Genomic DNA, 13,651 nt, shown 5'->3' with positions numbered 1-13,651 from the left:
TTTTGGCCGTCCACTCCCAAGCGGTCCACATGGACGACGCCGCCGAACGCGGGATGGGGGCCGAAAACCGTGCCCGGACGACCGCCGATCTCCTCGAAGACGACGAGGAGGAGGCGGACGTGGGTGTCGACCGCCTGCGCGCGGCCAAGTACGTCGCCCCGTTTCTCTTCCTGGGGCTGTTCGACCTCGTGTTGTTGCTCGGCTGGGGGCTCGATCCGCTGTGGGGGTTCATGATCCTCCCCCCGATCCTGTTTGTCAGCGTGTTGGCCTGGATCGCCTTCCGGACCGGGTTCGCGAGCGAACGGACCGGACAGGAACGGCCACAGAACTAGTCGAACAGGTCGTCGACGGCCCCGCGTGCGGCGAGCGCGGCGTCGTCGGCGACCTGCCGCTCGTCGGCGCTGGCATCCGGCGCGTTGACGTAGACGTCCACGTCGAGAACGCCGTCCTCGAACGTGACGGTTACGTCGATGTCCTCGATCTCGCCGACATCGAACCGGGAGAAGACGACGTTTTCGGCCGCGTTGGCGGCCGTATCGACGACTTCGTCGTCTGTCGGCATCGCCTTATGCGCCGCCTGCGCCGGGACCGCCTGCCGGGCCGCCGCCGGGGCCGCCACCGAGCATCTGCTGGAGTTCGCTCTGGAGTTCCTCGAACTGCTCTTGGACGCGACTTTCCTGTTTTTCGAGAGTCTCGACACGGACTTCGAGGTTGCTGACCTTCTCTTCGAGGTCGTCGTGCGCTTCGTCGAGATCCGTCTGGACCAGCAGTTCGCCGACCTCGCGGTACATCACGGTGTCGTCCTCGACGTCGTCGAGTTCGTCCAGGGCAGTCTGGGACTCCTGGAGGTCTGTCTCGGCCTGCTGTTTCTGTGCGGCGACCTGCTGTGCAGTCTCCTGCAGGTCCTGCAGTTCCTCGAGCTTCTCCTGTGCTTCTGGCGGGAGATTTCCTTGCATACTCCGACGGTCGAGGTCCGCACTGTTAAACCCACGCTTTCACCCTGAGCGGCAGGCCCCTACTCGGGATAGAGTTCCTGCTCGCGGTCGATCGCGTCGATCCGCTCGATTTCGCTCTCGTCCAGGTCCAACTCGGCAGCTTCGCGATTGGCCCGCAGGTGCTCGCGGGAGGACGCTTTCGGAATCGTGACGACGTTGTCGTGAGCGAGCACCCAGGCGATGCTGACGGCGGCGGGTGTGGTGTCGTGGGTCGTCGCGATATCAGTGATCGTCGGATCGTCGAAGACAGCCCCGCCCGCCAGCGGCGAGTACGCGACCAACGGATAGCCGTGAGTCTGTGCGTCCGCGAGCAACTCCCGACGGGAGAAGAACGGATGGAACTCGACCTGGTGGGCCGCGATCGGTGCGTCGAGGTGCTCGCGAGCGGTCGCCAGTTGCTCGGGCTCGAAGTTCGAGAGGCCGACGTGGGTCGCCAGTCCGTCCTCCCGGACCGCATCGAGTGCCGGGAGCGTCCCGCCCGGCTCGTAGTCGCCGCGAGGGCGGTGGACGTACAGCAGATCGACCGCGTCCAGCCCGAGCCGATCGAGACTCGCTTCGGTTCCCCGCCGGACGTCGTCGCCGGCCAAACGGTCGATCCACAGTTTCGTCGCGACGAGCAGTTCCGACCGGTCGACGGACGCCGCGGCGATCCCGTCGCCGACGACACCTTCGTTCTCGTAGATCTGTGCGGTATCGAGGTGGCGGTACCCGACCTCGATCGCGGTCGCGACCGTCGATGCGTCGGAGATCCCCATCGTCCCGAGGCCGACAGGCGGAAGATGCATACGCGACGGTCGGCCGGCGATCCAAAGGGGTTGTCGGTCAGAACTCCTGGTGGTCGGTGACGGCATCGGCGTGTTCCGCCCACTTCTCGACGGTGGGCGCTCCCCAGTACCGGACCGTTTCGCTGCGCTCGTCGAAATCCAGTACGCCGAAGTCGTGGAGTTTCGGGAGGTGTATCTCGATCAGTTCGGTCTCGACGGCGTCGACGGTTGCGTCGGTCGGGGGGACTGAACTCGACTGTCCACGGTTGCTGACGGCGACAGCGAGAGAGCGGACATCGATAGCGTGTTGGTCGGCCGTCGAGAGGTATCGGCAGACTGCGCGCCGTCGCCAGTCCGCGAGGACATCGAAGACGTCGTCGACGATCGGCGTCGTGAACCCACGGTCCTGTGGCGTCATTCCCTGCCACTGCTCACCCGCTGGACCGTCGGTACTCCGGTTGGACATATACCGATACGATTGAGCGCCCCGGGTATCAACTGACTATCTAGCTACCTAGACGAGGCTTCCGACACTGTCTCCCGACCGACTATCCTTCTCGGGTGCTCTGGACCGTTCCTGCACCGGTATCGGCCCGCTCAGCGGTCCCCACCAGCGTCAGCCAGGTGTTACAACCGGCTCGCAGCGCGACGAGGTCGTCGGCAGTCACCGTGATCTCGACGGTGTCTCCCTCGCGCACGAGCGTCGCGGTCGTCCTGTCACCGTCGATCGCACCGATCTCGGGACGGACGCTGCGTTCGATCCGGCGAGCACGTTCGGCTGAGTCGAACGGAACGGAGAGAACAGTGGTGTGTGGACCGCTCACTCGACGTTGATTTCTTTGACGTCTGGCGCGCGCTCCTTGAGCAGCACCCGGTGCCCACAGTACGGACAGCGGACGCCGCCGTACTCGTCGAGCGTCACGTCGCGCTTACAGCGAGAACACTTGTAGCTCATACGTTGTGTGTGTCGATGGAGACTCTTTACTCCTCGTCTTCTCCCAGCGCGGCACGGATCGAGCGGCGGACGGTCTTGCCACCGGGCGTCTCGGGCTTGTAGCTCCCGCCGGTGAACGTGTAGTCACAGTAGCTGCACTGCCAGATACCGGTCCCCTGCCGGTCGACACGGTCCTCACCGCAGTTCGGGCAGGTGTGGTCTTCGTTCATCTCCGATTCGATCTCGGCGACGCGGCGGCGTGAGACACGACCGTAGCGAGCACCGAACCGGCCGGCGCTTCCGGTACGTCCCTTTTTGCTGGCCATAGTGTTCTGCTGTCCGCCGAGCGTCCACATAAGCCCTTCGAGAGCGAGTTCGCGGCTGGTTCCGTTCGGTATAGACTCACAGGGACACAGGAGCCTGAAGTAGCACATGAGAGAGATAGTATTTATTCGATTTTAATACCCCTCAATTAACGTCAGACAATATAAAAACGGCCACAGCTTCTAAGCGCGCGTGCCGAGAAACCTCGAACTGTATGGACGAAGCACTCGAAGTCGTCGACATCGTCGCGGACTCGGGATTCGAGGGCATCGTCACCTGGGTCCTCCGTCTCGTGGGGCTCGTCGTCCTGATCGCCGGGCTAGGAATGTGGCTGTTTACCGATGCCGGGCTCTTGGTCGTGCCGGCGCTGCTGATCCTGGGTGGATTGGTGTTGCTGGCTACGCCGAGCGTCCTCCTCCTGCTCGCCGAGTTCGTCTGACGAGCGTCACCCTCGTCGGTCGGCGGGCGTTAGTCCTGGAGTTCAGCCGCTTGAAGTGCCTCGTTGAGATCGGCACGGACGTGTTCACCCAGTTCGCGGTCGCCGGCGGTCGTGACCACACGGTTCTCTTGAACGCTCGATCCGTCCCGGATCAACACCCGAACGTTCCCGTTCGCGTCCGCCCGCGTGGCCTTCGCTCGGACGCCACCGCGAGCTCCGGAACCGCTGGCGTCGATCGGCCCCGGGATGACCTTCTTGACGTGAGGATGGTCCGCGACGGTCTGGAGGGCCTGCTGCCCGGTCCGGCCGCCGATCAGCGTCGAGTGGCTCCCGCCGAGCTTCTCGGCCAGCGACGCCTCGACGACCTCCAGGGCGGGTTCGCCGCGGCGATCGAGGACCCGCTGGACGGGGTCGTCGCCTTCGACCCGGTAGAACTCGTAGTGGAGTTGGCCCCGGACGGCACCGATGACGGCCCGATCTCCCGTGACGTACACCTCTTCCGGTCGCTTCCGGCGCACCTCGTCTGCGATCAGCCCGGCGAAGTTGCGCAGTTCCACCACGGCCGACTGGTCGCTGCCCTCGCCCTCCGGCGTGGTTGTCACCGTTCGCTGACCGACGACCTCGTCGTCGGCGATACAGGAGACAGTCGCCCGGTCCCGGCCCAGTTCCAGGACGACGACCTCCGTATTGGCAGTGTGACAGACCAGGCAGTAATCGCCCGGTCGGGAGAGCGGCGTCGCACACTGCCGACAGTCCATGGTCGTCTATACGGGACCTGCCGGGGATAAGCAGGGCGGTTTCGCGTGTCCGCGCGTTAGTTGTCAGGATCGCCTTTGCGGAACTCCCGTAAGAGGACCGTCGCGTAGCTCCCCTTCGGGAGCGAAAAGGAAAACGCCAGGTCGTCGCCGTCACGGTCGACAGCCAGATCGGTCCGGAGCAGGACTGCCCGACGAGTTCCCGTCGAGTCGAACTCCCCGGGGAGGTCGAAATCGCCCGGTTCCAGACCGATGTCGGCAAGCACCGCCCGCTCGATCTCACCCGGTTCGCCGTCGGCCAGGTCCGTCTCGGTCCCCAAAAGCGGCGCTGTGACGAACGCCCGTCCACGCGCACAGTGTCGTTGGACGGTCCGCAGGCGTCGCTCGGTCACCCGCTGGGTTCGGTCGGTGTCCGGGAGCCGGAGGCCCTCGGGCGCGTCACCGTCGGCGAAACAGACCACGTCGCCCTCGACGGGGCGGTCGAACGGAAGCCCCTGTGCCAGCCGCTCAGAGAGAATGCGGTTGAACACGTACGACTGGGCGGCGTTGACGAACAGCGTCTGGAGGTTCGATGGGACTGCCTCCAGCGCGTCCCGGAAGTCCGCCGGGGTCCCGGCCCCGTTCTCGACGAGCCGGTGGCAGATCGAGCGTTCGTAGCCGAGCGCACGGGGCAGTCGCTCCAGCGCACCGGCCCAGTCGTGGGTCTCGTCGACGTAGGCCCGTGCCTCGCGGGTATCCGCCGGTTCCCGTTCGCTCGGGTTCCCGACGTAGGCCAGTACGGCGCCTTTCCACTCCCCGCGGGCGATCCGGAGGCCGACTTCGTGGGTGACCGGCCGGCGCGACCCGAACCGCTGTTGGCCGAAGTAGTTGGGGACGCCGACCGTCCGTTCGTCGTCGGGGAGGCTCCCCCCGGACGCCTCGTCCCTGTCCTCGCCGGCGCCGAACGCCGCTAGATCGCCGAGTACCGACGCGGCGTTGTCCGGTGCGTCCGCCTCGCGGACGACGATCTCGAAGGCGTTGCCAGCCAGATCACCGAAGAGGATGGGCCGGCCGGCACGGCCGATCACCTCGATGTCGGCGTCGTCGATGGCGGGGACGTCCTCGGCGTCGATCCCCTTCACCGAGAACAGTTGGCGGGTGACCGCGCGCTTGTCTTTGGTCCCCGCCCAGGAGACCCGTTCCCGGGAGATACCCAGCCGGTCGGACAGCGCACTCGCGAAGTCGTTGGTGTCCCAGTCGCGCAGCTCGACACGCATGACGAGATGGGGGTAGGCCCCGGTGTCGGCGTCGACGGGTTCGGTGTCGAACGCCTCCAGTTCCGTGACCCGGAAGTCCGCCGGTGACTCCCTGAGGTGGCCGCCCACGCCGTCGGCGTCGCTGACGTAGTAGTCCATGCCGACCGCCTGTTCGATCGCGTGGGCCTCGCGCATCTGTTAGTGGCTCCTTCGTCGGCGCGGGTTTAGCGTTGGCGTTGTGCGGGCGGTCACTCGTAGGCTTCGAACTCCTCGCCGAACGCGATGAAGTACGCGACACCGAGGAGGCCGACAGCCGAGGCGGTGAGGAAGGCCAGTTTCGGACCCGCTCTGATGGTCTGGCCGGCGAGAGCGAGCGCCCACTCGCTGCCGTAGAGCCAGCCGCCCAGGGCGGCGCTGGGGATGACGACGGTGTTACGCACGAGGTAGTAGGTGCCGGTGACGCGGCCGCCGGCGTCGGCCTCGGCGGGACCGACGATCAGCGCCTTGTGTGCCGGCAAGCCGGCGAAGCGCAGCCCGGAGTAGGCAAAGAGCGCGATCACGAGCCACTGATCGGCCGGCGCGAAGATCAGCGCCAGCGGGAAGAGTGCGTAGACGGAAAACCCAAGCGCCACGGCGGGCTTGAGGCCGGCGTACTCCGCGAGTTTCGAGACCGGCGCCATCGAGAGGATAGCGACGACCATCTCGACGCCCAGCAGGACGCCGAAGAAGGCGTCGGGACGCAACGAGAGCCCGAACCCGGAGAACCCCACGGAGAGAAAGTCGGTGACGACGATGACGAAGAAGACGTAGACCATCCCGTTGGCGAACCGAACGAACGTGTCCGCCACCAACAACGGGCGCAGCGGTGCGGGCATCGACCGCAGATCGGCGAGCACCTGACCGACGCCCTCGAAGGACTTCCCCAGCGAGTCCTCGCTGGCGTCGTAGAGGACGTGCTGGGCGACGGTCGCGACCAGCGAGAACGCGATCGCCGCGAGCAGGATCAACTGGAACCCCCCGGAGAAGGTCGGCGTCAGCGCGAGCAGGCCGGCCGCGAGCAGGGGGCCGAGCAGGAACCCGATCCGGCGGAACATCTCCGTGCTGGCAAAGCCCATCGCCAGCCGCTGGGGCGGGACCGCCTGTTTGACGATGGCGAAGGTGGCCCCGAGCCCGAAGGACTTCCAGGCCTGCGCCAGGAAGAGACCGACGAACACCAGTCCCCAGGCGGGCACCTGCAGCGGGCCGACCGCGACATCGCCGACGACCGAAGCGAGATACCACAGGCCAAAGCCAAGCGTCGCCAGCACGGCGAAGGCCGTCAGCGCCAGCCGCGAGCCGATCCGGTCGGAGATCGCACCGCCCGGATACGGGTAGACGGCGCTGATGAGGTTGCCTACGCTGCCATAGAGACCGATGACGCCGGCGCTGGCGCCCAGAACGCGCAGGTACTCCGGCACGTACCGGCCGGTCATCTGGAACGCCAGGCTGAAAGCGAGCATCGACAGCGAGAGGACCAACACGTCCCGCTCCAGGGCGAAGAACTGCCGGAAGCTATCGAGCAGATCGACCGGTTCCTCGCTGTCGGTGGCCATGGGTGACTCGCATGGTCGGCGGGTACTTAGTTCCGGGAATTGCGACCAGTAGCGACTATATAGCGGTATAATGCGGAGTTTTCACACACTAGTTCGGGACACGAGACACACATAGGGCTCCAGCCCGATCCACAGATATGACCGAGCGGATCACCGGCGAAGTCATCCACGTCGTCGAGCCGGCTGATCTCGACGACTACGACCTCCAGCCGGAACTCGAAGAGCTGGCCGACTCGCGGTACGTCCTCGTCTGTCGGGAGGGTGGTGTCCCTTCGTGGTTCGAACGCATCCGGGCGTTTCTGCTGCGACAACCCATCGAACCGATCACGCTCGTCGCGGAGCGGGGTGCCGACGAGGGCGAGGAAGTGACTGCGAGCGTTCGGGAGACGGGGATGCCGGGAGTCTACGAGGCGACGCGGCTCGACTGATCTCGTCGCGTCAGAACGCGAAAACCGATCGGTGACGGTCTCAGACCGCCGACTCGTAGTCCTCGAACCGGTCGATCTCGACGCCGTCCTCGGTGACCTCCGCGAGGACGATGCCGTTCCCGGAGCCGGTGTCACGCTCTGCAGCGGACTGGACGGCACGGATCGCCAGCTCGCGGGCCTCTTCGAGGCTCATCTCGGGGTCGTACTCGCCCTCGATGGTCCCCGTCGCGACCATGGTCCCGGAACCGGTGACGGTGTAGTCGTCCTGCAGGACGCCGCCGGCCGGGTCGACGCTGTAGACGTGGCTGCCGTCCTCGTCGACCCCACCGATGATGGGGTTGATGGCGAAGAAGGGGCCACCGCGGGCGAAGTTGCCCGCGAGCGTCGACAGGGCGTGGATGCTCAGGGGCTCGTTACGACGCACCTCGTAGAGATTCGCCTCGGAGCGCAGCGAGCGGATGAACGACTGAGCGCCGCCGACGCTGCCGACCAGCGTCATCGCGGCCGTCGGGTGGATCTGCTCGACCTTCTGGACCTGTTTGTTCGAGACGAACCGACCGCCCAGCGAGGCGCGCCGATCCGTCGCGATGAGGACGCCCTCGTCGGTGCTGATACCGACGGTGGTCGTCCCGGTCTTGGTCACCGCCTCCTCGTCGCGGTTGCTGTCGTCCGAGGGGATGGTTCCGACCTGTGGCTCGTAGGCGTCAGTCAGGCGGTTGTCGGGATCGTACATCACTCCTCACCTCCGAGTTCGAACTCGGCTAAGCGGTCGGCGATGTCGTCCTCCGCGAGCTTGGTGAACTGCTCGGTCTCGACGTCGATAGTGGCGATGTCGACACCGGTCGCGTCGAGGCCGTCGTCGTTGACCGACGCGAGCGAGCGCAGCGCCAGTTCGACGCCGGCTTCCAGGTCCATCTCGTCGGTGTACTCCTCTTCGAGGTAGTTCTGGATGTCCTCGCGGGAGCCACCGATGGCGACCGCTTGCCACTCGTAAGGGGTCCCCGACGGGTCCGTCTCGAACAGGCGGGGCTCGCCGTTCTCGATGCCACCGACCAGCAGCGCGACGCCGAACGGCCGTGCGCCGCCGGTCTGGGTGTACTGCTGGATGTAGTCGGTGATCTCCTTCGTGAGCGATTCGACGGAGGCCGGCTCGTCGTAGCGCAGCCGGTTGACCTGGGCCTGTCGCCGGGCCACGTCGATGAGCTGCCGGGCGTCGGCCACGTGGCCGGCGCTGGCGATCCCGACGTGGTCGTCGATCTCGTGGATCTTCTCGATGCTGTCGCGCTCGATGAGCGGCGACCGGGCGCGCCGGTCGGCCGCCAGTACGACACCGTCGGCAGTTCGGACACCGACGCTCGCGGTGCCGCGTTTGACCGCCTCGCGGGCGTACTCGACCTGGTAGAGGCGCCCGTCCGGCGAGAAGATCGTGATCCCGCGGTCGTACGCCTGCTGTTCGTTTCCTTGCATGATCTGTGTTCTCTGTTGTTCACCTGAGGTTAGGGTTTCTTGTATATAACCATACCGGTGGTATGGCCGCCACTGTCCTCAGTACAGCGGCAGGTCGCCGGTGACCCGGTCGACGAGTTCGTCCTCTGCGGGACCGACCGCCAAGGCAGTGACGGTCCCGGGATCGAGCTCGGTGTGACCGGCGTCTCTGACGACCGCATGCGGCAGGCCCTCGCGCTCGGCAGCATCGGCGAGTTCGAACAGCTCGTCCTCGCTCGTCGCTTTGAGCACGACCTTCTTCTGGCCCTCGCCTTTCCAGGCGGTCCGGGCCTTCCGACCCGCGTCCTCGAAGGCCGACAGGGCGGCGTGTGCGACCTGGGCGGCGAGTTTCCCCTCGCCCATCCCGATGTCGACACGAGCGACGATGGCCTGCTTCATACCCCAACATGGCGACCCGTACTTAAAGCCCCCTCGGAGCACCCGACCGGTTGCACGTACCACAGGGTACATACACCATGGGCGTGGAGTCCCCCACGACACCCCATGGCGCTGCGACTCCTGACTCAGCCGCGACAGTTCTTCACGGACCGCGAGTCGGAGTTGAACGGCGTCCTCGGGGCCGGACTGGCAATCCTGCTCTCGCTGGTGCTGACGAGCGTCGTCGGCGCCTCGCTGTGGCTGTTCGGCCGTGGGCTCAACGCCGCGGTCGGCGGCGAGTTCCAGAACGCGGTGGCCGAGGCGCTCCCGCTACTGTTCCTGGCCGTGCTCGTCCTCTGGCTCGTGCTCGGGGCGGCGCTGTTCCTCGGAGCGAAACTGGGCGGGGGACGCGGTACGTTCGGCGCGACGCTGGAGGTCGCGGCCTGGGGCTTGGTGCCAACGCTGGTCGGCGTCGTCGTCGTCGGCGCGGCCCTCGTGGTGTACGGCCTCCAGGCCGATCTCGCGGTCGACAGCCTGGCGGCGCTCGGTACCCGACTCCGCCCGCTCCAGACCGGGTTCTCGGGGCTCGCGGTCCTCCTGGTCCAGATCGGCGTTGCCGCCTGGCAGGCATTCCTCTGGGCGGCCGGCCTGCGAGTCGCCCACGGTCTCGACCGGTTCAGCGCGGTGGCGACGGCCATCGTCGTCGCGGTGGCGCTCGTCGTGCTCGTCTGACCACCGCGATGGCTCGCACTCCGAGGCGGGACGTTTTAGGCGCCGCGTCGCGCTACCTCGGGTAATGATCCTCTCCGACGCGGACATCCTGCGGCGCCTCGAAGACGGCGACCTGGTCGTCGAACCCCTCGACGATCCGGACATCCAGATCCAGCCCGCCAGCATCGACCTCCGGTTGGGCCGGGAGTTCCTGGAGTTCCAGCACGCCAACATCCCGTGTATCCACCCCAACAGCGAGCAGGAGGTCGCCGACTACGTCGAGGAGACGGTCGTCGATGACGACGACGAGTTCATCCTCCACCCCGGCGACTTCGTGCTGGGGACGACCTACGAGCGCGTCGAGATCCCCGACGACCTCATCGCCCACGTCGAGGGGCGCTCGTCGCTTGGCCGTTTGGCGATCGTGGTGCATGCGACTGCAGGACTGTGCGACCCCGGGTACCAGGGTCAGGTCACCCTCGAACTGTCGAACCTCGGCACCGCGCCCGTGGCCCTCTCCCCAGGGATGCGCATCTCGCAGCTGACGTTTACCGAGTTGAAGACGCCGGCCGACCGGCCCTACGGCGACGAGCGCGGCTCGAAGTACCAGGGACAGAAGGGGCCACAGGCGAGCAAGATACAGGGTGATCGCGAGTTCGGAGGCGATCAGTGATGACTGCCCTGCGTGTCAGCACTGTATCGGCGAGAAACGAGGTCGAGTTCGGAGGCGACCAATGAGGACGCTCGTGTCCGACTCTCGGCTACGGGCGAGTGAGTTCGGAGGCGATCAGTGATGCGGTTCATCGAGGAAGTCGTCGTCGAGGAGTTCCTGCCGACGTTCCGGTCGCTGCTGGCCGAGGCGCTCCGGGAACGAGACCTCACCCAATCGGAGGTCGCGGAGTTGCTCGGGATCAGCCAGAGCGCCGTCTCGAAGTACGTCCACGGGAACGTCGACCGCAACGAGGCGTTGCTCGACCACCGCGGACTCGCCGAACTCGTCGAGCGGTTGGCGGACGGGCTGGCGGCCGGCGAGACGAGCTCGGTCCAGGCGCTGGTCGAGACGGAGGTGTTCATCCGCGAACTCGAACGCGGCGGGCTGTTGGCCCAACTGCACGAGCAGCGGGTGCCGGAACTGGCCGAGTATGAGGGCGAGTTCGCCGTCCACGACCCGGACTCGACGCTACGGGCGGCCGAACAGGCCCTCTCGTCGGTCCGGCGGGGGCTCCAGGTCCTGGAGAACACGAGCGGGTTCGCGACGCTGATCCCCGCGGTGGGGTCGAACCTCGTGGAGGTACTCCCGGAGGGCGACAGCATCGAGGACGTCGCCGCCGTCCCCGGACGAATCCTCGACGTGAAAGGGCGGGCGACGATCCCGGCCGACCCGGAGTTCGGTGTCAGCGAACACGTCGCGTCGGTGTTGCTGGCGGCCCGCGCGGCCGGCAGCGACGCGCGGGCGGCGCTGAACGTCCGCTACGACGAGTCGATCGTGACGGCGCTTTCCGATGCCGGCTACACCACCGCCGAGTTCGACGCCGAAGCCAGCGTCGAGACCGGCGTCGCCGAGGCGCTGGCCGAGACGCCCGACGCCGACGTGCTCTACCAGACCGGCGGGATGGGCGTCGAGCCGGTCGTCTACGTGCTCGGTCCCGACGCCGGGACCGTCGCCGAGCGCGCGCGTGAGCTGCTGTGACTGACGTTCGGTCGTTTTACGGGCGGTGGGCACGCCTCTATGACGCCGTCGCCTCCCTCCCCTTCGTCGGCTCCTGGCGTGCGAGGGCCGTGGAGTCGCTGGACCTGTCGACCGGCGACACCGTCGTCGAGATGGGCTGTGGCACCGGCGCGAACGTCCCGTCCCTTCGGAAGCAGGTCGGCCCGGAGGGGACGGTCGTCGGCGTCGACCTCACGCGAGGGATGCTCGACCGGGCCAGCCGGCACCCCGATCGGGCCGGCAACGGCGTCCACTACGTCCAGGGCGATGCCGCACATCCACCGGTCGGGCACGCCGACGCGGTGCTCGCGACGTTCGTCGCCGGCCTGTTTCCCGACCCCGAGCCGGTCGTCGACCGATGGTGCGACGCCGCGGGTCCCGGTGGTCGGATCGCGCTGTTGAACTTCCAGCGCAGCGACGCGGCCGTCGCGCTCCCGCTGAACCTCGTCTTCGAGGGGTTCGTCCGTCTCTCTTCGCCGGGGAGCCGGCTGGCACGGGACTCACAGGCGACGGCCTTCGAGCGGCGAGTCCGGACCGCTCGCCAGCGGCTCACCGAACGGACCGTCGACCGACGGTACGAGACGCTGGCCGGCGGCTATCTGGGACTGCTGTCGGGCCGTGTGACCTGAGTCAGTCGCTCGTCCCCGGCGACGCGGTGTCCGCGGTCCGCGGTGCCGGTTCGCGTTCGAGTCGATAGACGAGACACCCGACGAGCGAGAGGAGACAGCCGTACAGGACCGGCGTTCCGAACGCGAAGACCGGACGGAGCATCGCCGTGATCCGCGTGGCGGTCTCGGGAGCCAGCGGGAAGAGACCGACCAGCCGCGGGACGGCGTTGAACGACAGCGAGAGCGTCGCAAGCAGCGTCCCGGCGACGAATAGCCGGCGACCCCACCCCTGGGGGAGGTCGTACAGGAGCACGACTAGCGGGAACGTCAGGTAGACGTAGTACAGGAGCAGCGACGGGAAAAACAGCAGTATCGCGACGAGAGTTCCGTACAGCGCAACCAGCCGGTCGGTCGTGGTTCGAGTGCGCCAGTACAGCGCGGCCACCACGGGTGCCAGCAGCGCCGCGGCGCCGGCGGCGTACCACGTCGGATCGACGGTCGGGAACAGCACCGACAGCGGCCGGCGAAGCGTGACGTAGCTCACCCCCGGGTCGAGGCCGCCGGCGAACGCCTGCGTGTCCCGTCGCGCCAGGAGGACGTCGAAGACGTAGGTCCTGTAGGTGGCCGGTCCGAACGCTGCGAGACCCGCAAGCGAGAGCGCCACTGCCGTCCCGACGGCGGCGACGATGGCCCGCCAGGCACGCCGGTAGAGCAGCCAGAGGCCGACGGCCGCCGGGAACACCTTGACGAAGGCCGGCAGCGCGAGCGCGACGCCGGCCAGCCACTCGCGGTCCCGGTCGAGCCAGACGAGTCCGGCCGCGAAGGCGGCCACGAGCAGGTGGTTGACCTGGCCGTAGGCCAGCGACGGGACGGCGTGGACCGACGCGAGGACGAACGCGCCCACGAGTAGCCGGTCGCCCCGCGGGACTCGGTAGCCCATCGACTCGACGTACCCGGCCAGCAGGAGCGTCAGCCAGCCGCTGGCGGCGACCGTCACCACTGTCATGATCGCATAGCCGACCGGCCACTCCCCAAGTCGCGCGAGCGGAACGAACGCCAGTACCGTCACCGGCGGGTAGAGATAGTGGAACCGGCTGGAGGGTGGCGTCACCGCGTAGAAATCTCGGCCGGCCAGGACCGCCCGCGCGGCGGCGTCGTACACCCGGTAGTTCAGTCCGATCTTGACCGGCCAGGCCAGCACGTAGTAGAGGCCCAATCCGACGCCCAGAAGGACGGCGCTCCCGAGGACGAGCCAGACATCGCGACGAGTGGTAGAGAGAGGCATGGACAGTCGG

21 protein-coding genes are annotated in these 13,651 nt (G+C 67.3%); 7 read left to right on the top strand and 14 right to left on the bottom strand.

What is annotated here, in order from left to right; genetic code table 11:
- Positions 1-29: 29 nt before the first annotated feature.
- Entirely contained in the window at positions 30-332 is a 303-nt protein-coding gene (locus VJ109_RS11395; protein ID WP_324760343.1) for a DUF8142 family protein, read from the top strand.
- On the opposite strand, the gene VJ109_RS11390 is transcribed toward VJ109_RS11395, so the two are convergent.
- From VJ109_RS11390 to VJ109_RS11360, 7 genes are all read right to left on the bottom strand, one after another.
- Positions 329-562 carry a DUF3194 domain-containing protein gene (locus VJ109_RS11390; protein ID WP_324756806.1) on the bottom strand — a complete coding sequence of 78 codons (234 nt, stop codon included), beginning with the start codon at positions 560-562 and terminating at the stop codon, positions 329-331. The two genes, VJ109_RS11395 and VJ109_RS11390, sit on opposite strands and share 4 nt — an antisense overlap.
- A 4-nt stretch (positions 563-566) precedes the next feature.
- On the bottom strand, positions 567-956 hold the full coding sequence (locus VJ109_RS11385; protein WP_276222654.1) for a prefoldin subunit beta: 390 nt from the start codon (positions 954-956) through the stop codon (positions 567-569).
- 59 nt (positions 957-1,015) lie between these two features.
- Positions 1,016-1,780 carry an aldo/keto reductase gene (locus VJ109_RS11380; protein WP_324756804.1) on the bottom strand — a complete coding sequence of 255 codons (765 nt, stop codon included), beginning with the start codon at positions 1,778-1,780 and terminating at the stop codon, positions 1,016-1,018.
- A 37-nt stretch (positions 1,781-1,817) separates the two neighbouring features.
- A complete protein-coding gene (locus VJ109_RS11375; RefSeq protein ID WP_324756803.1) occupies positions 1,818-2,225 on the bottom strand; it encodes a DUF7344 domain-containing protein in 408 nt (135 codons plus the stop codon).
- 82 nt (positions 2,226-2,307) lie between these two features.
- The gene (locus tag VJ109_RS11370; RefSeq protein WP_324756802.1) at positions 2,308-2,583 is read right to left on the bottom strand and encodes a KEOPS complex subunit Pcc1; all 276 of its coding nucleotides are present in this window, start codon (positions 2,581-2,583) and stop codon (positions 2,308-2,310) included.
- On the bottom strand, positions 2,580-2,714 hold the full coding sequence (locus tag VJ109_RS11365; protein ID WP_324756800.1) for a DNA-directed RNA polymerase subunit P: 135 nt from the start codon (positions 2,712-2,714) through the stop codon (positions 2,580-2,582). Before VJ109_RS11365 ends, VJ109_RS11370 begins: the two co-directional genes overlap by 4 nt.
- Before the next feature lie 26 nt (positions 2,715-2,740).
- Positions 2,741-3,049, bottom strand: coding sequence for a 50S ribosomal protein L37ae (locus VJ109_RS11360; protein ID WP_324756799.1), 309 nt, complete (start codon positions 3,047-3,049; stop codon positions 2,741-2,743).
- A 182-nt stretch (positions 3,050-3,231) separates the two neighbouring features.
- On the opposite strand from VJ109_RS11360, the gene VJ109_RS11355 reads away from it, so the two are divergent.
- Positions 3,232-3,456 carry a hypothetical protein gene (locus tag VJ109_RS11355; protein WP_324756798.1) on the top strand — a complete coding sequence of 75 codons (225 nt, stop codon included), beginning with the start codon at positions 3,232-3,234 and terminating at the stop codon, positions 3,454-3,456.
- A gap of 29 nt (positions 3,457-3,485) precedes the next feature.
- Here the strand turns inward: VJ109_RS11355 and VJ109_RS11350 are convergent, their stop codons facing one another.
- Genes VJ109_RS11350 through VJ109_RS11340 form a run of 3 tightly spaced genes read right to left on the bottom strand, consistent with a single transcriptional unit; the run spans position 3,486 to position 7,038 of the window.
- On the bottom strand, positions 3,486-4,214 hold the full coding sequence (locus tag VJ109_RS11350; protein WP_324756797.1) for a DUF2103 domain-containing protein: 729 nt from the start codon (positions 4,212-4,214) through the stop codon (positions 3,486-3,488).
- 56 nt (positions 4,215-4,270) lie between these two features.
- Positions 4,271-5,641 (bottom strand): tRNA pseudouridine(13) synthase TruD, encoded by a 1,371-nt coding sequence (truD, locus tag VJ109_RS11345; protein ID WP_324756796.1) that lies wholly within the window; start codon positions 5,639-5,641, stop codon positions 4,271-4,273.
- A 53-nt stretch (positions 5,642-5,694) separates the two neighbouring features.
- Positions 5,695-7,038 carry an MFS transporter gene (locus tag VJ109_RS11340; RefSeq protein WP_324756795.1) on the bottom strand — a complete coding sequence of 448 codons (1,344 nt, stop codon included), beginning with the start codon at positions 7,036-7,038 and terminating at the stop codon, positions 5,695-5,697.
- 137 nt (positions 7,039-7,175) lie between these two features.
- On the opposite strand from VJ109_RS11340, the gene VJ109_RS11335 reads away from it, so the two are divergent.
- Positions 7,176-7,466: a DUF7526 family protein gene (locus tag VJ109_RS11335; RefSeq protein WP_324756794.1), complete on the top strand. Its 291-nt coding sequence runs from the start codon at positions 7,176-7,178 to the stop codon at positions 7,464-7,466.
- A gap of 40 nt (positions 7,467-7,506) precedes the next feature.
- Here the strand turns inward: VJ109_RS11335 and psmB are convergent, their stop codons facing one another.
- The 3 genes from psmB to pth2 all read right to left on the bottom strand — a co-directional run bounded on the left by psmB (position 7,507) and on the right by pth2 (position 9,350).
- Complete coding sequence (gene psmB, locus VJ109_RS11330; protein WP_324756793.1) at positions 7,507-8,199, bottom strand: archaeal proteasome endopeptidase complex subunit beta; 693 nt, start codon at positions 8,197-8,199, stop codon at positions 7,507-7,509.
- Positions 8,199-8,933, bottom strand: coding sequence for an archaeal proteasome endopeptidase complex subunit alpha (gene psmA, locus VJ109_RS11325; RefSeq protein ID WP_324756792.1), 735 nt, complete (start codon positions 8,931-8,933; stop codon positions 8,199-8,201). Before psmA ends, psmB begins: the two co-directional genes overlap by 1 nt.
- A gap of 78 nt (positions 8,934-9,011) precedes the next feature.
- Positions 9,012-9,350, bottom strand: coding sequence for a peptidyl-tRNA hydrolase Pth2 (pth2, locus tag VJ109_RS11320; protein WP_276222675.1), 339 nt, complete (start codon positions 9,348-9,350; stop codon positions 9,012-9,014).
- A 105-nt stretch (positions 9,351-9,455) separates the two neighbouring features.
- Here pth2 and VJ109_RS11315 point away from each other — a divergent pair, with 105 nt between their 5' ends.
- From VJ109_RS11315 to VJ109_RS11300, 4 genes are all read left to right on the top strand, one after another.
- The gene (locus tag VJ109_RS11315; RefSeq protein WP_324756791.1) at positions 9,456-10,061 is read left to right on the top strand and encodes a YIP1 family protein; all 606 of its coding nucleotides are present in this window, start codon (positions 9,456-9,458) and stop codon (positions 10,059-10,061) included.
- A 64-nt stretch (positions 10,062-10,125) separates the two neighbouring features.
- Positions 10,126-10,713, top strand: a complete 588-nt coding sequence (gene dcd / locus VJ109_RS11310; RefSeq protein ID WP_324756790.1) for a dCTP deaminase — start codon at positions 10,126-10,128, stop codon at positions 10,711-10,713.
- A gap of 120 nt (positions 10,714-10,833) precedes the next feature.
- Complete coding sequence (locus VJ109_RS11305; RefSeq protein ID WP_324756789.1) at positions 10,834-11,730, top strand: thiamine-phosphate synthase family protein; 897 nt, start codon at positions 10,834-10,836, stop codon at positions 11,728-11,730.
- Positions 11,727-12,377 carry a class I SAM-dependent methyltransferase gene (locus VJ109_RS11300; protein WP_324756788.1) on the top strand — a complete coding sequence of 217 codons (651 nt, stop codon included), beginning with the start codon at positions 11,727-11,729 and terminating at the stop codon, positions 12,375-12,377. Before VJ109_RS11305 ends, VJ109_RS11300 begins: the two co-directional genes overlap by 4 nt.
- Before the next feature lies 1 nt (position 12,378).
- On the opposite strand, the gene VJ109_RS11295 is transcribed toward VJ109_RS11300, so the two are convergent.
- A complete protein-coding gene (locus tag VJ109_RS11295) occupies positions 12,379-13,641 on the bottom strand; it encodes a glycosyltransferase family 87 protein (protein WP_324756787.1) in 1,263 nt (420 codons plus the stop codon).
- Between the last annotated feature and the right edge of the window lie 10 nt (positions 13,642-13,651).

The organism is Haloarcula montana, assembly GCF_035666295.1.
Classification (GTDB): Archaea; Halobacteriota; Halobacteria; order Halobacteriales; family Haloarculaceae; genus Haloarcula; species Haloarcula montana.
This window is presented reverse-complemented; position numbering and strand designations above follow the sequence as displayed.